This window comes from Spirosoma liriopis (assembly GCF_023196085.1).
GTDB classification, from domain to species: Bacteria; Bacteroidota; Bacteroidia; order Cytophagales; family Spirosomataceae; genus Spirosoma; species Spirosoma oryzicola.
Window position 1 is genome coordinate 371,148 of record NZ_JALPRF010000001.1, and the last position, 16,877, is coordinate 388,024.

Sequence of the window (16,877 nt, forward strand, 5' to 3'; positions counted from 1 at the left end):
GCTTACTCGTTTATCGCCAGCCAGTACATCAGAGCGATACCTAACAGCATAAACAAACTATGCAGCCAGGAGCGTCTGGTCGGAGCGACTTTCTGTAATTCGGGTATCAGGTCGCTGGCGGCTACGTAAATAAATCCGCCAGCGGCCACCGGCATGATATAGATTAGGTATGCTTCGAGCCACAGTCCAGCCAGCAGTACCGTAACGATGCCAACGATGCAGGTCAGCGCTGATAATAAATTGTAAAGCAGAGCCCGGCGAATGCTGTAGCCTCCGTAGAGCAGCGTACCGACATCCCCTACTTCCTGCGGTAATTCGTGCAGCAGTAATCCGGCAGTTGTTGCCCAGCCTGCTGCCGGGCTTACCAGAAAACTACCTGCGATTAGCGTTCCATCGATGAAATTGTGTAGCGCATCACCTACCAGGTTCATCGACGCCAAGGGTTGTATGGTCGATGCATCCGTCCGATGCTGATGATGCCGCAAGCGGATAAATTGTTCGAGATTAAAAAACAGGACGATTCCAGCCAGAACCTCTACTAAGACGGTCTGGCTATTACCGATTTGCTCTAGCGATTCGGGTAACAGGTGCAGAAAGGCATCACCCAGAAGCACTCCCGTTGATAGGCTGATTCCTAAAGTCAACCACTGTTTCAGAACAAACTTCGGCAGTAGATAAGCGATTCCTCCAACCAGAGCAACTCCGCAAACCAACAAGCCCGCGAGGCTACTATGGCCCCATATTTCCCATCGAATCGATTGCGTTGTTAACAGCATTATTCTGTTTAGTACTTTGGCCGGAAGGGAGTGCTTGACTACCGAGAAAGTACCCAACCATCAATCGATGCCCTTAGACACTCTCCTTCCAGCAACAAAATTTTATCAATGACTTGGGTCCATGTTGTCGGCTAATAATGCTGTCAGCGGGGCTTCGATATCGACCTACGGTAGTGTCGGTTTTGAGAAACCGACACTTTACGCCAGCAGAGATGTCGGTTTTGAGAAACCGGCATCACAGCCTACCGACATCACGCGGACACCAGATTACTATACGCAGGTTCTATATCAATTACTCCCAGACAGGAAACGGGTCCTTGAAGCTGCCACCCGACTCCAGGTGTTTTAGTTCAAGCTCCGTGCACAGGCAGTCCTGTAATTCCTTGGTTACTTGCTCCTGGTTTACATCCTGACCGATAATGACCAGCTCGTTTTGCCGGTCGCCGAAGCGTTTGTGCCAGCGAGCTTCGATTTGAGTGCGATTTTCCAAAAAAGACCCGTACTGTATGCGCTGGTTAAAAGGCATGGAAGCCCACCAAACCCCTGCCGACTCGGCTCGCAGACTACCGCCAGCCTGGCTGAAGTTCAACGCATCGTCGGGTCGGGAAGCAAGCCAGAAAAGTCCCTTACTGCGAATGATACCCGCCGGGAAATTTTCGCTCAGGTAGTTCCAGAAGCGCACCGGATGAAACGGTCGCCGGTCACGAAACACGAAGGAAGAAATACCATACTCTTCAGTTTCGGGCGTGTGTCCTTTCCCGCTTCGCTGATTCTGCAATTCCTGAATCCATCCCGCCGATTGCGACGCTTCATCGAAATCAAACCGGCCCGTGTTTAGGATTTCGGCTGGATCAATCTTACTGAACTGACTGTCTACCAGTTTCGCTTTTGGATTGAGTTTGCGCAGGATAGCTTTCAATTCGCCCGATTGCTGGCTACTAATCAGATCGGTTTTATTGACAATGATGACATCGGCAAACTCGATTTGATCCGTCAGCAAATTGACAATGGTTCGGGTATCGGCGGCATCTTCGTTGAGTTCACGGTCATAAACGGTATCGACACTGCCGAAGTCGCGGTAAAAATTAAACCCGTCAACAACTGTTACCAGCGTGTCTAATCGGGCGAAACGCGACAAGTCAACAGCATGGGCCTCATCGACCGAACTATCGGATTGGAATGTAAACGTCTGCGCGACGGGCAAAGGCTCCGAAATGCCCGACGACTCGATGAGTAGGTAATCGAACCGGCCTTCCTTCGCCAGTTTTTCGACCTCAATGATCAGGTCTTCGCGCAAGGTGCAGCAAATACAACCATTCGACATCTCGACCAGTTTCTCTTCGGTTCGCGAGAGTGTACCCTCCTGCCGAACGAGCGCGGCATCAACATTGACTTCGCTCATGTCGTTGACGATAACGGCTACTTTCAGCCCTTGTCTGTTGTGCAGGACGTGATTGAGCAACGTGGTTTTTCCGGCTCCCAGAAAGCCGCTCAATACCGTGACAGGCAATCGCTTGTCCGTCGCCTTCTGAATCGCTGGTTGTATAGTTTGACTTGCCATGGGGCAAATCTAAAGACAATTTTTCTTTTTGCAACATTGTTGCAAAAAGAAAAATTAGGACGAGTAATCACTGCGCAAAATCTTTATGCGTTTTGACGACTCGTGTCGCGATTCGTTCCTGTTACTGCTGTAGAGCGAGGTAATACAGCGATGGGCGGACGCAACTTTACCAGCAATAGCCGGTTCTACAGAATGCGAATCGGCTTTTTGTCTTCGTCCAGAGCGACAAACGTAAATGTGCCGTGGATGGCGTGGTGGCGTTCCATTGAGTACATTTCTTCGACGAAAATTTCGACGGCAATTCGAATACTCGTGTTACCCACGTGTTCGACCCGACCGATAAGTTCTATGATCGTTCCGGCCGGTATGGATTTGGTGAAATTGATTTTGTCAAGCGATACGGTGACCATCCGCTTACGCGAGAATCTTGTCGCCGTAATAAACGCTACTTCGTCCATCAATTGGAGCGCGGTACCGCCAAAAAGGGTATCGTAATGATTGGTTGTATTCGGAAAAACGGCTTTGACAACACGGGTTTCAGCGGCTGCAATTCGTTCGGTAATCGATTCGGCTTGATCAATGGCCATGTACTGATTGGTTTACTTTTTCTTGGTGAGTCTGGTTATTGTAGTCGGTTCGCAAGGCACACAGACAGTCGGCGCACAGACACCCTTCATATAAGGAACGAATGTAGTGCTGTTGCGCTTCGGTCAGTGTAATTGACTGACATTGGCACAGGTTGATACTACCCACACGACACTCGAAAGGTCGTTGGCAACGTGGACAGGCGATATGCTCGTGCTTACTGCTGGACGGACAACTCATTCGTTTCAAACTCCTGCTCGAAGGCGATAAAATTAACAACCTGTTTTTGCCGGTTGAGGATAGGTCTGATCGTGATATGACACCAGTATTTGGATTGGTCTTTACGGTAATTCACTACCTGTTCTTCAATGACACGATGTTTTTCGAGCGCCTTCCTGATGCGGTGTCTCGATGATGGGTCAGTCTCTGCTCCCTGCAAAAATACGGGACGACGGCCTACAACTTCGTGGTTTCTGTAGCCCGTCATCTGCTCAAAATTAGTATTTACGTACTGAATTACCTGCGTCGTATCGGTTACGACGACGGCCCATTTGCCACTTTGCAGGTCATGACGGACGTTTGCGGGAAGATCCCACTCATTTGATTTGGCCAGTGCCATCCAGCCCGCTGTACCGGTAGGCAGTACGGGTTTTTGTCTGAATTCCCACCCAATCCACAAAGGTGTAATGTATGCCGTTTTATAGTGTTCCGCTACTTGCTTATCGTATATTCCGCAGAAATCCATGATCAGGCCAGTTAAAGTTCTATACTAATGATGGGGGAGGCTATGTGTCGCTTTATAAACACAGTAACTAATCCGAAGGTTATTTGTCCGGGTTAATCTTCACTTTTCAACTCAACTGTGCTTTTATTGCCTAATCGGTGTTCAATCCTACAGCAAAAGCACCGTTGCCCGTTTGTCGCTTATAGCAGCAATAACTTAGCCATGTTTTCAACCGTAGCCCCTCGGGCCGCTGACAATGAATCGACGGGCTGAAGACAGTCCTTTGGCACGAATGGGTACTTTCTCTTAAATTTCACCCAAAACAATCCCCTAGCCTCTGTTCGTTACACTGTAGTAGCCTGCTGAATCAGCAAGATAGCTACAGGCAAAAGAATGGCACACGAGCATCACCACGACCACGGCCATCACCACGGACCGACTGTCCTGACATCAATCAACCGGGCGTTGATTATTGGGGCCGTTCTCAACTCGGTTTACGTAGCCGTAGAATTTATTGCTGGTTTTTATTACAACTCACTCGCCCTAACCGCCGATGCAGGCCACAATCTGAGCGATGTAGCCAGTCTTTTGCTTTCCCTGCTGGCCTTTCGGCTGGCCCGTGTACGCAACACGACCAATTTTACGTACGGTTACCGAAAAAGCACAGTATTGGCATCACTGACCAATGCCATTATTTTGTCCCTTACCATCGGAGCTATTATCTGGGAAAGTATTCAGCGCTTCCGACACCCCGAACCGGTACCTGGTGTATCCGTGGCCTGGGTCGCTGGTTTTGGCATACTAGTCAATGCGTCTTCGGCGCTGCTTTTTTTTCGCGATAAAGAGCATGATCTGAATGTTAAAGGAGCCTATCTACACTTGCTGGCCGATGCTTTAGTTTCCTTGGGAGTCGTTGTTGCAGGGCTGCTGATCAGTTATACCGGCTGGGTCTGGCTCGACCCTATTAGCGGTCTGGTTGTAGCCGGTGTCATTCTGGGCTCAACATGGCGACTTCTGAACGACAGCCTGCGCCTTTCACTCGACGGCGTTCCGGCTGACATTCAACTTACGGATGTGCTTACCGATCTTCGGACCATCAACGGCGTTCGGGATGTGCACCACGTACACGTTTGGGCCATGAGCACAACCGAAAACGCCCTTACGGCGCACCTCGTTCTAGAACCCGGCCTGTCGGATCAGCAGATAACAGCGCTAAAGCACGACGCCCGACACCGGCTTGAACACCGCAACATTAGCCATGCTACGCTTGAAACCGAGGTCGTCACAGAAACCGACTGCGAAGCCGAAAACTGTTGATCGTTACCTACTGCTCGAAATCATAGTCACGCTCCACCCGGCAGATGCGGGTTTTGTAGCGTTCGTACCAGCGTTCGCGTCCGATCTGCTGCGCTAGTTGGTGCTCGGCATGTCTTTTCCAGTTGCGAATGGCCTCCAGACTTTCCCAATAAGAAACCGTGATACCGAGTGCTACCCCCTCCGCATTTCGAGCCGATTCCGCTCCGAGAAATCCAGGTTGCTGCTCCGCCAGCTCAACCATGCGGATAGCCATGTCGCCGTATCCTTCCGCTACGTCCGTTCGAACAGACGTAAAAATAACAGCGTAGTAAGGGGGTTCGGGTGTTTTAGCGATCATACCGTCCAAGATAAACAAACACGCGCATTATTCATTTATGCAACAATGTTGCATTTTTTACTAATTTGTGCGTTCTTCGTAAAAAAACGATGTACGCTTATGAATACCAGTGATCAATTAGATGTCATTATTATAGGAGGAAGCAACGCGGGTCTGAGTGCTGCACTGACATTGGGGCGCTCGTTACGAAACGTGCTTGTCATTGACGGTGGCAAGCCTTGCAACCGACAGACACCCCACTCCCACAATTTCTTGACCCAGGACGGCGAAACACCCGCTCACATAGCCACCATCGCCAAAGAACAGATCCTTCGCTATCCGTCTGTTACTTTCCTGACCGACCTCGCCACCGAAGCGCGTCAGGAATCGAATGGCTTCATCGTTGAAACGGCCAATGGTCATTCGTTTCGTTCACGCAAAGTACTATTAGCGACGGGTATTGAGGACATTATGCCTTCTATCAACGGTTTTGCGGAATGCTGGGGACGCTCCGTGCTGCACTGCCCGTATTGCCACGGCTACGAAGTACACGGCCAGCGACTGGGCATTCTGGCCAATGGCGAGACGGCTTACGAACTGGCCCGACTGATTCAGCATTGGAGTCCTGATTTGACCGTATTTACAAACGGTCCAGCAATGCTGACAAACGATCAGTCGGAGGTGATTAGTCAGTTGGGCATACCCGTCGTTACGGCCGAAATCGCGGAGATTGAGCACCAGTCTGGTCAGTTGAAAAGACTACGTTTTATAGATGGCTCCACCCACGAACTGGACGCTATTTTCAGCCGGGTTCCGTTTCGCCAGCATACTACGCTTGCTCAGCAACTAGGCTGTCTCGCTGCGGAATCAGGTCTGATCAAAGCGGACGAATTTGGTGAAACAAACATTCCTGGTGTGTACGTGGCGGGCGACAACAGTTCGCCCATGCGACAGGTTGCTGCTGCCATTGCGAGTGGCAGTAAAGCAGCCGCTATGCTGAATCGTCAGTTGATTGCCGAAGAATTAAGCGCCCGACTTGTCAAAACAGATGCTATCCAGTAGCCTTTACGGGAGCGATTCATCGACGGGTAACGGACCTAGTTTGTCGCCAATAAACTATCTTTATCGATGAATCAACCACGATAAAGGTATGCGGTTCCTAGCTTGTTTACTTCTGGTTTTATCCTGCTTCTGCCGGGTCGTTGCTCAACAGCGAACGTACTGCAATCCAATGGACATTAGCTACCGGTACAACTTTGAGCAACTGAACGAGAAGATTTCGTACTGCTCAGGAGCCGATCCGGTCATCATCAACCACAAAAACGAGTATTACCTGTTCGTCACCATTCAGGGCGGCTGGTGGCACTCGAAAGATTTAGTCAACTGGAAATACGTCGTTCCCGACAAATGGCCAATGGAGGACATGTGTGCTCCGGCGGCTCTGTCGGTGCGCGACACCTTGTACTTGTTTCAATCTACGTTCGAGCAACGTCCTATTTTTATTTCGACGGAGCCCGAAAAAGGAAAGCTGCTCTTTTATAACCGCTGGCTTCCCCGCCTGCCCAAAGACATTGGCCCCTGGGACCCGGCCTTTTTTCACGATGACGACACCGACAAGTGGTACATGTACTGGGGTTCATCCAACGTTTACCCGATTTTCGGCGCTGAACTCGACAAGAATCGCAAGCTGACCTACGCGGGCAATAATCCGGCGGAGGCTTATAAGGCAATGCTCTGGCTCGACCCCTACCAGCACGGCTGGGAACGGTTCGGACCAAACCATTCGGACCCATTCAAACCGTTTACTGAAGGGGCGTGGATGACGAAATACAATGGCAAGTATTATTTGCAGTACGGTGCGCCCGGTACCGAGTACAACGTTTACGGCAACGGTACTTACGTTGGGAAAGAGCCGCTTGGCCCGTTTGAGTACGCGCCTTACAATCCGGTAGCCTACAAACCGGGCGGCTTTGCCACGGGGTGTGGTCACGGCAACACGTTTCAGGATAATTTCGGTAACTACTGGAATACGGGTACCACCTGGATTGGCTACAACTGGGGCATGGAACGACGAATCGTTATGAATCCGGCGGGCTTCGACAAAGACGATCAGTTATTTGCCAATACCCGGTTCGGCGACTTTCCCCATTATTTGGCTACCAAAAAAATACCGAGCGGGAATGGTACCGACAGCGATGCGCTATTTACGGGCTGGATGCTTCTCAACTACAAAAAACCGGTCGTGGCCTCCTCAACGCTATCCATTCCAACCGATTCCGTACGAGTGGCCGCTAACGTAGCTGACGAAAATCCGCGTACGTTCTGGGTAGCGGCTCAGAATAGACCGGGCGAAACCTTAACCACCGACTTAGGTACCGAACGGGAAATTCGGGCGGTCCAGGTCGATTACATCGATTACAAACAAACCCTGTACGAGTCCGACTCCACGGTTTACACGCAGTTTAAAATCCTAACGTCGATCGACAACAAAAAATGGGATGTTGTGGCTGATCTCAGCAAGGAGCCTAAGCGCGACCGGGCCTGCGCGTACGTAGAACTAGCCAAGCCCGTCCGAGCGCGGTATGTACGCTACGAACACCTATACGTAGCTGGTTCCCATCTGGCAATCAACGCATTTCGCCTATTTGGAAACGGATTCGGTAAAGCTCCGGCAACGCCTGTCCTAACCGCTAAGCGTCAGAAAGACCAGCGGAATGCCGATCTGTCGTGGAGCAAAGTACCGGGGGCCGTGGGCTACAATATCCGCTGGGGTATTGCTCCCGACAAGCTATACCAGACTTATCAGTTCTGGAACGATCAACCCAACACTTTCGAATTGCGGGCGCTGAACGTTGGTGTACCCTATTATTTCGCCATCGAAGCGTTCGATGAGAATGGGGTATCCGTATTAAGCAAAGCCATTGACGATGGTTCTGGATTGGGGAAAAAGTAATAGCTTTCCGTCATGCAATTCTCTTTTCGAAACGACCAGCCCGACGTAGCCGTTGCTATTCTTCGCGAGGTAGGTCAATGGCTTGTTGACAACGACCGTCAACTCTGGAACGTTGATGCGCTCACGCTGGAAAACCTCATCGACAATTTTACGCGGGATAAGCTTTACGTGATGTACGCCAATCGGGATGACGGAAGCGAACCCGAACCGGCAGCAACCTTTGTGCTTCAATGGGAAGATCCGCTCTACTGGCCTGATATTCCAGCTCATACGTCGGGATTTATCCACAAATTAGCGATCCGACGCCCTTTCAACGGACAAAACCTGTTTGCGTCGATAATCGAATTTTGTCAGAACGAATGTCGGAAACAGGGCATTCACTCCATCCAGCTCGAAACCGACGCCGGGCGGCCAAAACTCATGCAATTTTACGAACGCCACGGTTTTCAGCCTACCTACCAACGTGACGTGCAGGAGTTTGGTGTATCGTTTACGTGCCAGTTTTATATACTGAACTTCTGACCGGACAACCCCTCCGAAAAACGGCTGATTGGGATTGATAAAGACGGGCAATCAAAAATCTTTTGAACCGACGGGCGAACGGCTGGTTCATTAGCTTGGAGACATCGGGTTATCCTGAGATCCTGCCGGTTTCCATTCTGTTTTATCAATTTCCTTATTCATGCCCGAACCGAATCAGCGAACAAGCCGCGATTTTCGTCTGTATCACATTTATGCAATCATCCTGATTGACGTCATTGTCGGTTCGGCGGTCGGTCCTATTTTGCCGGAGTTCGTCCGGGGGTTACAGAAGCCTCAGCTCTGGCTAGCGGTTGGTACAGCACTTTTTCTGGGTGTACAGTTGTTTTCGGCTCCGCTCTTGGGCAAACTTTCTGACGGGTACGGTCGCCGGCCCATTTTTATTATCTCATCCATCGGTACATTTCTGGCCGACTGTCTGCTTTTGCCCGTACGCGTCGGTTTTTACTTTGCCAATCGGATCAGCGATGGCGTTACCAATGGCATGTATGCCACCGTACGATCGTCGATCACCGATATTTCGCCGAAAGATCAACTGTTTAAAAACCTGGGCATCGAAGGCGCAATTATTTCGCTGGGCTTTGTGATTGGTCCGGCTGCGTCGGGCCTATTGCTGACCACCTTCGATATCGTTGAAGGACACCAGGCCAAGGTAGTCGCCATCATGGCGGTGGTGTTGTCGAGCGTGAACATGATCTTGAGCTGGACGCTTCGGGAAACGCACCCGAACCCACCTGGTGTAGACGTTTCGGCACTTAAAAGCGAACTTGTTCAATCGCTCAGCGTTCATACGCTCTGGCGTCGCCTGATGGACAAAGAGAAGCAGCACCGTGGCTTGAAACAGCTTGTACTGATGCAGTTGGCGCTGACTCTAGCCGTCGGTTACTACTTTTACTTCGTTACGTTTGCCAGCTTTGGCGAACTACACATGGACGCGAAAGCAATTTCTTATTTTTTCATGTACTTCGGCGGATTGAGCGTTGTGATCAGCTACGTTTTTTACGCGTACATCGCCGATCGTATCAACCAGCAGAAAGCAATTTTCTGGCTGGCTCTGCTGGGTACGCCTATACTTGGTGGTTATGGACTCATCGGTACGTCTGTCTTTTCGCTGTACGTTCTGGTTACGTTTGACTGCCTCACGTTTTCGCTGATCCAGGGTTTGATCGAAGGGCTGATGGCCCGACTGACCACCGACGAAGACCGTGGCGAAATATTCGGAATCAACCAGGCGTTGCAGGGCTTGGCCAGCTTCGTCACCACCATTGTACTCGGCATCTTGTCCCTGATTGACCTACGGTTACCGTTTGCCTGGTTTGCCGTTTGTCTGGCCGCAGTAGCCTGGCTAGCCAGCCGACGTGTAGGAACCCATAAAGCAATCTAGCGCGGCCTTTGGCTCATTTTCAGCGTTGCCCCAAACGTTATATCGGGAGCTGGCCTATCTCGGCCAGACTTTCTTGTATTACGATCAATCAGGCTTCGTCAAGAAGCGGTATCGTTTCCAGGTTTTCTCCCGAAAAAGCAATGGCTCGTTCGGCAAATAACACTTTGGTTGCGGCCCATGTCGTGCGAAACAATTCACTTTTGCGGTAAGCGTCCAGCTCTTCGGCAGAATCCCAAAGGCTATACGTCATCCGAACGTTAGGATGGTCCGGATCGCTTAGCAGTTGAAGAAAGCGATTGCCGGGGAATGCCCGGATCTGATGCTTTGAGCCGTCGAAAATAGTGTGGAAGTCGGAAAGTTTGTCTTCCTGAAAGGTCATACGGACAATACGGACGAGCATTTTTGTTAAACTAAGCTTGTGGTTTATCGTTCCTTGTTTAATGTTTGCAGAACCGTTTCTACGGCTTACAGACAGGTATCGCGCTGTGTTGACAGCCTGACAAAAACTACAAACCCTAATTTATGAATTACCGTACATTTGGCCGCACCGGCTGGGAAGTTTCCGAGATCGGCTATGGCATGTGGGGCCTCGCCGATTGGACCGGCTCCGAACGTTCACAGATCGAGAAAGCGCTTGACCTTGCCGTTGAACGCGGCTGCAACTTTTTCGATACCGCCTGGGGGTATGGCTCTGGCTTGAGCGAACAAATTCTCGGCGAACTCCTAAAACGTCATCCGGAAAAAACGCTTTATTCTGCCACAAAAATTCCACCCAAAAACCGCAAATGGCCTTCCAAGCCGGACTTTCAACTGGACGACGTTTTCCCATCCGATTATATTGTTGAATACACCGAGAAAAGCTTGCAGAATCTGGGCGTTGAAACGATCAATCTGCTTCAGTTTCACGTCTGGGAAGACGCCTGGGCCGAGCGCGAGGAATGGCAGGACGCCATCACGAAACTAACGCAGCAGGGTAAGGTACGCGCCTGGGGAATTTCAATTAATCGCTGGGAGCCGGACAACAGCCTGAAGACGCTTCAAACGGGACTGATCGACGCGGTGCAGGTAATCTACAACATTTTCGACCAGAATCCCGAAGACAATCTGTTTCCGCTGTGTCGTGAACTCAACCTTGGCGTGATCGCCCGCGTTCCTTTCGATGAAGGTACATTGACGGGTACGTTTACGAAAGAAACGACGTTCCCAGCCAACGACTGGCGTTCCACCTATTTTGTTCCCGAGAACCTGAACAGCAGCGTTGACCATGCCGATGCGTTGAAGCCGCTAATCCCCGAAGGTATGACGATGCCCGAAATGGCACTGCGATTCATCTTAAGCAATCCTGACGTTCACACCACGATTCCGGGAATGCGCCAACTACGAAACGTAGAAGCGAATACGGCGGTTAGCGATGGACGCGGTCTGTTACCAGAATTGCTGCACGAACTGAAAGGGCACCGCTGGGACCGTACGCCAACTGAGTGGAGCCAATAGCCCAGGGGGTAGGTATCGACCAAAAACGAATCGAGCCCGCAGGATTATGCGGGCTCGATTCATTACAAAAAACGGGGCTAACTTAGTACAGTGTTGTTACGCCGACTGGCTCACGTACGGTTACGCCTTCCTGAATAAAAGCAATCAGATCTTGGTTAAGACGGTCTTTTTCGGTCACATACAAACCGTGGGGAGCACCGTCGTAAACGATGTATTGCGCTGATGGTATCGCATTAGCGGTCCGTTCGCCCGATGCTTCGATGGGTACGGTCTTGTCATCGTCCCCGTGAATTACCAGCGTTGGCACATGTATCTGAGTTAAATCGTCGCGGAAGTCCGTAGTCGCAAACGCATTCGCGCAATCAAGTGTAGCCCGGTAAGAGGCTTCGTAAGCCCGGTAGAAATCACCGTCGAGATGCGCCTGGCTAACGGGCTTGCTCAGCAAGCCTACGCCGTAAAACTGCTTGCCAAAAGTTTGCAGAAAGTCAGCACGGTCCTTTTGAAGATTTTCCGTGATTTCATCGAAAACGCTCTGGTCAACGCCATCCGGGTTATCTTCGGTTTTCAGCAGGTAAGGTGTAACGGCGCTAACAAAAGCGACCTTCGACACCCGCGCTCCACCGTAACGGCTCATGTAACGGGCTACTTCGCCACCACCCATCGAAAACCCTACCAGCGTAACGTTTTGCAGATCAAGCGTGTCCAGCACGGCTTTAAGATCGGCGGCTAGTGTGTCATAATCATAACCATCCCAGGTTTGCGTCGATTTGCCGAAGCCACGACGATCATATGCGATCACCCGCATACCGTGGGCTGGTAACTCAGCTAATTGATAATCCCACATAGAGTGGCTCAGCGGCCAGCCGTGAATCAATACAACTGGGTTGCCGGTACCTAAATCCTGATAGAAAAGTTTTACGTCATTACCCGACGCGTCAGTATCTACTTTGATGTAACTCATGTCCTTAAGGTGAATTGTTGAATAAATCATCTATTCAACCAGGACTGTCACAAATAGTTTGACGTTCATTGTCATTTGGTAGTTTTTCGAGATTGATCTATCATTGAAGCATGAAACAATCGCTTCTCCATCGACTTGCCAGCCAACCCGATGCCCTGAATCATTTGCTATTTGGCTTAACTGAACAACAAATCCGGCAGCGGCCACCATCCGGCAAATGGTCTATTTTCGAAAACATAGCGCATTTAGGCCGCTATCAGGAAATTTTTGTGGACAGACTCCATCGCATCAATTCCGAAGAGGCACCCTTGTTTAATCGCTACGTAGCCGATGAAGATCCCGGCTTTTCGGGCTGGACGCAGCTTTCGGTTGATGAACTCCTGGAACGGCTGCGGGGAGAGCGGGCCACGTTGAATGCATTTCTGAGTATACTTCCCGAAGAACAGCTTCTCCGCGTGGGGCAGCATCCGGCTTCCGGTATGATGACGGTCGAAGGATGGACCGAGCTTTTTCTGCTTCACGAAGCACATCACTTCTTCACCGTTCTGCAACTGGGCGGTGCCCTACGGACCGCCGATCAGCCAATGGGCCTGTACCCGCTGCCTGCTCAGTAAAAGCGTCGATAAACCTTTTCATCAATCTGTTGGCTTACTTGCTGAAACGCGTTCCAATCCTCAATGGCAGGGATAGACATCAATTTCATGGGAATAGCCGTGCCGTTCGACCGGTAAGGGGGTTGTTTGTATGCGAACGGATTCAGGAAAAACCCCTGACGTTCGTAGAATCGAACTCTTCGCTGGCTCATGTCATCGGTAGGCAGTTCTACTTCGAGAACATAGGTAGCTTTTTTCAGCGTCATCAGTGATTGTAAAGCTTTCTGGCCGAGCTGTCGGCCACGCTGTTCAGGGTCAACGGCAAAATGTTCAACATAAATCAGGTTGTCCCATTGCCAGTAGATGATAAAACCAATGGGTTTTTCCTGTTCTACCAGCGCACATACATGCATATCTGGACTATCCAGCATTTGGAGAAGCTGCGTAAAATCGCGTCTTTCTTCCATTGGAAAAGCTTGCTCGTACCACACCTGAATGGTAGCCAGGTACGGATGTGGACCCGTAATTCGTAGAAACTGCATCGTCTGCAAACAACATTGCGCCCGAAAATAACAGCTTGTCGCCGATCAAGGAATAGCTTCACTGACCGGCGACAAACTGCGACTACAACAACACCCCTTGGAATACCTCATCCAGTCGAGACACGGGCTTGATGCTGATCTTATAGTCTTTGGCGTCCAAGCCTTTCAGGTTGTATTTAGAAATAAAGATTTTCTTAAAGCCTAACTTCTCCGCTTCGGCAATCCGCGATTCGATCCGACTGACGGCCCGTACTTCGCCCCCAAGCCCTACTTCGGCGGCAAAAGCCACCGACGGCAGAATAGCCGTATCCTCGTAGCTGGACACCACAGCCGCGCATACCGCCAAGTCGATGGCCGGATCTTCTACGCGAAGTCCACCGGCAATGTTGAGAAACACGTCCTGCTGACCTAATCGGAACCCACCCCGCTTTTCCAGAACAGCCAGCAGCATATTCAATCGCTTCGCGTCGAAACCCGTGCTACTTCGTTGCGGAGTTCCGTACGTAGCCACGCTAACCAATGCCTGCGTTTCGATCATCAAGGGCCGATTTCCTTCCAGCATCGATCCGATGGTAACGCCACTCAACGCTTCGTCGCGCTGCGAAATCAGGATTTCGGACGGGTTGGTCACCTGCCGAAGTCCGGAGCCAAGCATTTCATAAATTCCCAGCTCGTCGGTACTGCCAAAGCGGTTTTTTGTCGTACGCAGAATTCGATACGTCGTGTGCCGGTCCCCTTCGAAGGTCAGGACCGTATCGACCATGTGTTCTAACACTTTAGGACCAGCCAGCGTCCCTTCTTTGGTAATATGACCGATCATAAACACAGGCACTCCGCTTTCTTTGGCGTATTTCATGAACTCAGCCGTGCATTCGCGCACCTGCGAGACGCTTCCTGCCCCCGATTCGACCAGCGATGACTGCATTGTTTGGATGGAGTCGATGATCAGAATTTCCGGTTCAAAGTGTTCAGCAACGCGAAAGATGTTCTGCGTCGAGGTTTCGGTCATCACGTGGCAATCGCTCACGGGCGCGTCCAACCGCTCGGCTCGCATCTTGATCTGTTGCTCACTTTCTTCACCCGACACGTATAACACGCGGAGTCCAGCCAGGCTAAGGGCAATTTGCAGCAGCAGCGTCGATTTGCCGATTCCCGGTTCACCACCGATAAGCACAAGCGAGCCGGGGACAATCCCACCGCCCAATACTCGGTTTAGTTCGCCATCAATCGTTGCGATTCGGGGTTGCTCTTCGTAGTTGATGGCGTGGAGCGCCTTGGGTTTAGGCGTAGTCTTTATACCACCCGGTCCAGACGATGGACTGCGCCAGCTTCCTTTCTCGGGTTCGTCCTTCTGGACGAGTTCTTCAACGAACGTGTTCCACTCGCCACAGGACGGACAACGACCCAGCCATTTAGCCGACTGGTGGCCGCAACTCTGACAGAAATAGGTGGTTTTTATTTTGGCCATCTTCTCGGTTAACAGGGAGCAGCGATAAATTATCGACAAAAAAACGCCCGTCCATTAAACGTTGTCACGGACACTATATCCAAGGACAAATGCCTGTAAACGGGTCGCTTATTGACGGAAAACTACTCATCTATGTAACGCCGTTTGCTCGAAATAAGTTGGCCTTTCATACCGTTCAGGCACAATTCACGTTAAACCCAATGGTTCATCTATTTTACGATCACTTATGAAAAAGAACCTGCTTTTTGCGGCATTTATGTTGCTGCCAGCTTTGACATTTGCTCAGGGCGGCTTCCAGATTGGAATCAAAGGAGGAGTTAATCTATCAAAGCTCAGTTTTGGCAATTTCGTTAGAACCGGCACAACCGGCACTGGACAACCAACCGTTGGTGTTGACGGTCAAACCTTTCGGGATAATTTAAGCGCTAGTCTTGATACGCGAACGGGTACGTCTTTCGGTATTTATACCCGTTTTGGTAAAAATTTATTTCTTCAGCCCGAATTGATGTATTCAACCAAGGCTGGCTCGTTTGATGTCGTGCGTAATGGTGCTACGGAAACCGTAACGGTTAAAACAACCAGTTTTGACGTGCCGATTCTGCTGGGTATCAAAGGCGGGCCGATTCGGGTAATGGCCGGACCGATTATTTCGTTCCGTATTGACGACAACCAGCGACTGGGAGAAGCGATCCGTCAGTACACGAACGGAAGTCTGAATGATGCCTGGTCCCAGGCTTATTATGGTTACCAAGTGGGTGGCGGTCTGGATCTTGGGTCGTTTGGCCTGGATGTGCGTTACGAAGGCAACCTTACAGACATCGCCCAGATTGAGAATAGCGCTGGCAAATTCAGTCAGCGCCTGAAGTCGTGGCAGATCACGTTAGCTTACCGGTTATTCTAGGCGATAGCTGCCCATTGCCACAAAAAACAAAACCGTTGCTGTCTACTCCAGGAGTCCGCAGCAACGGTTGTTCTTTCAAATAACCCACTAAATTGATATCCAGTACCGTCGATTGAGTCTTTCCTCAACCGGCGGTTTATAGTTTCTAATTAAGCAGTTTTTGCCAGAATTGGGTCAACTGCTGCGAAATGTCTTTCATCCGCCGACGTGAGATAGCCACCTCACGACCATCTGCCAGTTGTACATGGCGCTCCTTGTTAAAAACGCTACGCTGCACATAAGCCAGATTCACAATGTAGGACTTGTGAATACGAAGGAAGATCGAACCATCCAGCGTTTTTTCAAACTCCTTCAGCGTTTTAGATACTAAGTATTTTTTACGGTCCCGCGTAAACAGAAAGGTATAATTTCCTTCACCTTGTAGGCATAACACATCATCGACGGCGATAAAAATGGTTCGGTTCAGGTAAGGCAGCGTAATACGCTGCGAACCGCGCTGGTAAGAGGCTGGAAATTGAGGAACTACAGCCGTTGGCGGGACAGATGAGAAAACAGTGGCTTCCATATCGAGACGTTTTTGGTTCGTGTATTTGTTCTTGATTGATGAAACAAAACTACCGTCCTCAAGCGGGTCTCAAAACAAATGGCTTGACTACCTGAGCAACTCAATTAGAGATAACTCTTTAGTAATCAAGCCATTCAATGATTTTCCTTTAAAATCTTCAAGTGAATGTACCCAACTCAATACGTAAAACTACGTGG

Annotated in this window: 19 protein-coding genes; 8 read left to right on the forward strand and 11 right to left on the reverse strand. The window is 50.3% G+C overall.

Annotation, left to right across the window (positions count from 1 at the left end; translation table 11 throughout):
• Positions 1-2 precede the first annotated feature (2 nt).
• The 5 genes from M0L20_RS01560 to M0L20_RS01580 all read right to left on the reverse strand — a co-directional run bounded on the left by M0L20_RS01560 (position 3) and on the right by M0L20_RS01580 (position 3,667).
• Positions 3-776, reverse strand: coding sequence for a ZIP family metal transporter (locus tag M0L20_RS01560; protein ID WP_248475325.1), 774 nt, complete (start codon positions 774-776; stop codon positions 3-5).
• 292 nt (positions 777-1,068) lie between these two features.
• Complete coding sequence (locus M0L20_RS01565; protein ID WP_248475326.1) at positions 1,069-2,337, reverse strand: GTP-binding protein; 1,269 nt, start codon at positions 2,335-2,337, stop codon at positions 1,069-1,071.
• Between the two features lie 185 nt (positions 2,338-2,522).
• Positions 2,523-2,924, reverse strand: a complete 402-nt coding sequence (locus tag M0L20_RS01570) for an acyl-CoA thioesterase (protein WP_232559071.1) — start codon at positions 2,922-2,924, stop codon at positions 2,523-2,525.
• On the reverse strand, positions 2,914-3,162 hold the full coding sequence (locus M0L20_RS01575; protein ID WP_248475327.1) for a cysteine-rich CWC family protein: 249 nt from the start codon (positions 3,160-3,162) through the stop codon (positions 2,914-2,916). Before M0L20_RS01575 ends, M0L20_RS01570 begins: the two co-directional genes overlap by 11 nt.
• Positions 3,140-3,667: a PAS domain-containing protein gene (locus M0L20_RS01580; RefSeq protein WP_232559073.1), complete on the reverse strand. Its 528-nt coding sequence runs from the start codon at positions 3,665-3,667 to the stop codon at positions 3,140-3,142. The genes M0L20_RS01575 and M0L20_RS01580 overlap by 23 nt, the downstream gene beginning before the upstream one ends.
• 372 nt (positions 3,668-4,039) lie before the next feature.
• On the opposite strand from M0L20_RS01580, the gene M0L20_RS01585 reads away from it, so the two are divergent.
• On the forward strand, positions 4,040-4,963 hold the full coding sequence (locus tag M0L20_RS01585) for a cation diffusion facilitator family transporter (protein WP_248475328.1): 924 nt from the start codon (positions 4,040-4,042) through the stop codon (positions 4,961-4,963).
• A 7-nt stretch (positions 4,964-4,970) separates the two neighbouring features.
• Here M0L20_RS01585 and M0L20_RS01590 read toward each other — a convergent pair whose 3' ends face one another.
• Positions 4,971-5,300: an antibiotic biosynthesis monooxygenase family protein gene (locus tag M0L20_RS01590; protein WP_248475329.1), complete on the reverse strand. Its 330-nt coding sequence runs from the start codon at positions 5,298-5,300 to the stop codon at positions 4,971-4,973.
• Between the two features lie 99 nt (positions 5,301-5,399).
• Here M0L20_RS01590 and M0L20_RS01595 point away from each other — a divergent pair, with 99 nt between their 5' ends.
• The 4 genes from M0L20_RS01595 to M0L20_RS01610 all read left to right on the forward strand — a co-directional run bounded on the left by M0L20_RS01595 (position 5,400) and on the right by M0L20_RS01610 (position 10,156).
• Positions 5,400-6,341, forward strand: a complete 942-nt coding sequence (locus M0L20_RS01595) for an NAD(P)/FAD-dependent oxidoreductase (protein ID WP_248475330.1) — start codon at positions 5,400-5,402, stop codon at positions 6,339-6,341.
• A gap of 88 nt (positions 6,342-6,429) precedes the next feature.
• On the forward strand, positions 6,430-8,232 hold the full coding sequence (locus tag M0L20_RS01600) for a family 43 glycosylhydrolase (RefSeq protein WP_248475331.1): 1,803 nt from the start codon (positions 6,430-6,432) through the stop codon (positions 8,230-8,232).
• A 12-nt stretch (positions 8,233-8,244) separates the two neighbouring features.
• A complete protein-coding gene (locus M0L20_RS01605; protein ID WP_248475332.1) occupies positions 8,245-8,754 on the forward strand; it encodes a GNAT family N-acetyltransferase in 510 nt (169 codons plus the stop codon).
• A 160-nt stretch (positions 8,755-8,914) separates the two neighbouring features.
• Positions 8,915-10,156, forward strand: coding sequence for an MFS transporter (locus M0L20_RS01610; RefSeq protein ID WP_248475333.1), 1,242 nt, complete (start codon positions 8,915-8,917; stop codon positions 10,154-10,156).
• Between the two features lie 88 nt (positions 10,157-10,244).
• Here M0L20_RS01610 and M0L20_RS01615 read toward each other — a convergent pair whose 3' ends face one another.
• Positions 10,245-10,556 carry a putative quinol monooxygenase gene (locus M0L20_RS01615; protein ID WP_248475334.1) on the reverse strand — a complete coding sequence of 104 codons (312 nt, stop codon included), beginning with the start codon at positions 10,554-10,556 and terminating at the stop codon, positions 10,245-10,247.
• Between the two features lie 122 nt (positions 10,557-10,678).
• On the opposite strand from M0L20_RS01615, the gene M0L20_RS01620 reads away from it, so the two are divergent.
• Complete coding sequence (locus M0L20_RS01620; RefSeq protein ID WP_248475335.1) at positions 10,679-11,650, forward strand: aldo/keto reductase; 972 nt, start codon at positions 10,679-10,681, stop codon at positions 11,648-11,650.
• Positions 11,651-11,732: 82 nt separating this feature from the next.
• Here the strand turns inward: M0L20_RS01620 and M0L20_RS01625 are convergent, their stop codons facing one another.
• A complete protein-coding gene (locus M0L20_RS01625; protein ID WP_232559082.1) occupies positions 11,733-12,611 on the reverse strand; it encodes an alpha/beta fold hydrolase in 879 nt (292 codons plus the stop codon).
• A gap of 110 nt (positions 12,612-12,721) precedes the next feature.
• Here M0L20_RS01625 and M0L20_RS01630 point away from each other — a divergent pair, with 110 nt between their 5' ends.
• A complete protein-coding gene (locus M0L20_RS01630; RefSeq protein ID WP_232559083.1) occupies positions 12,722-13,225 on the forward strand; it encodes a DinB family protein in 504 nt (167 codons plus the stop codon).
• Here the strand turns inward: M0L20_RS01630 and M0L20_RS01635 are convergent.
• Both M0L20_RS01635 and radA read right to left on the reverse strand, forming a co-directional pair.
• Complete coding sequence (locus M0L20_RS01635) at positions 13,219-13,746, reverse strand: GNAT family N-acetyltransferase (RefSeq protein WP_248475336.1); 528 nt, start codon at positions 13,744-13,746, stop codon at positions 13,219-13,221. The genes M0L20_RS01630 and M0L20_RS01635 overlap by 7 nt on opposite strands.
• 82 nt (positions 13,747-13,828) lie before the next feature.
• Positions 13,829-15,214, reverse strand: a complete 1,386-nt coding sequence (gene radA / locus M0L20_RS01640) for a DNA repair protein RadA (RefSeq protein ID WP_232559085.1) — start codon at positions 15,212-15,214, stop codon at positions 13,829-13,831.
• Positions 15,215-15,440: 226 nt separating this feature from the next.
• Between radA and M0L20_RS01645 the strand changes: the two genes are divergently transcribed.
• Positions 15,441-16,115 (forward strand): porin family protein, encoded by a 675-nt coding sequence (locus M0L20_RS01645; protein WP_232559086.1) that lies wholly within the window; start codon positions 15,441-15,443, stop codon positions 16,113-16,115.
• Between the two features lie 145 nt (positions 16,116-16,260).
• Here M0L20_RS01645 and M0L20_RS01650 read toward each other — a convergent pair whose 3' ends face one another.
• Positions 16,261-16,680 (reverse strand): LytR/AlgR family response regulator transcription factor, encoded by a 420-nt coding sequence (locus M0L20_RS01650; RefSeq protein WP_232559087.1) that lies wholly within the window; start codon positions 16,678-16,680, stop codon positions 16,261-16,263.
• Positions 16,681-16,877: the final 197 nt, after the last annotated feature.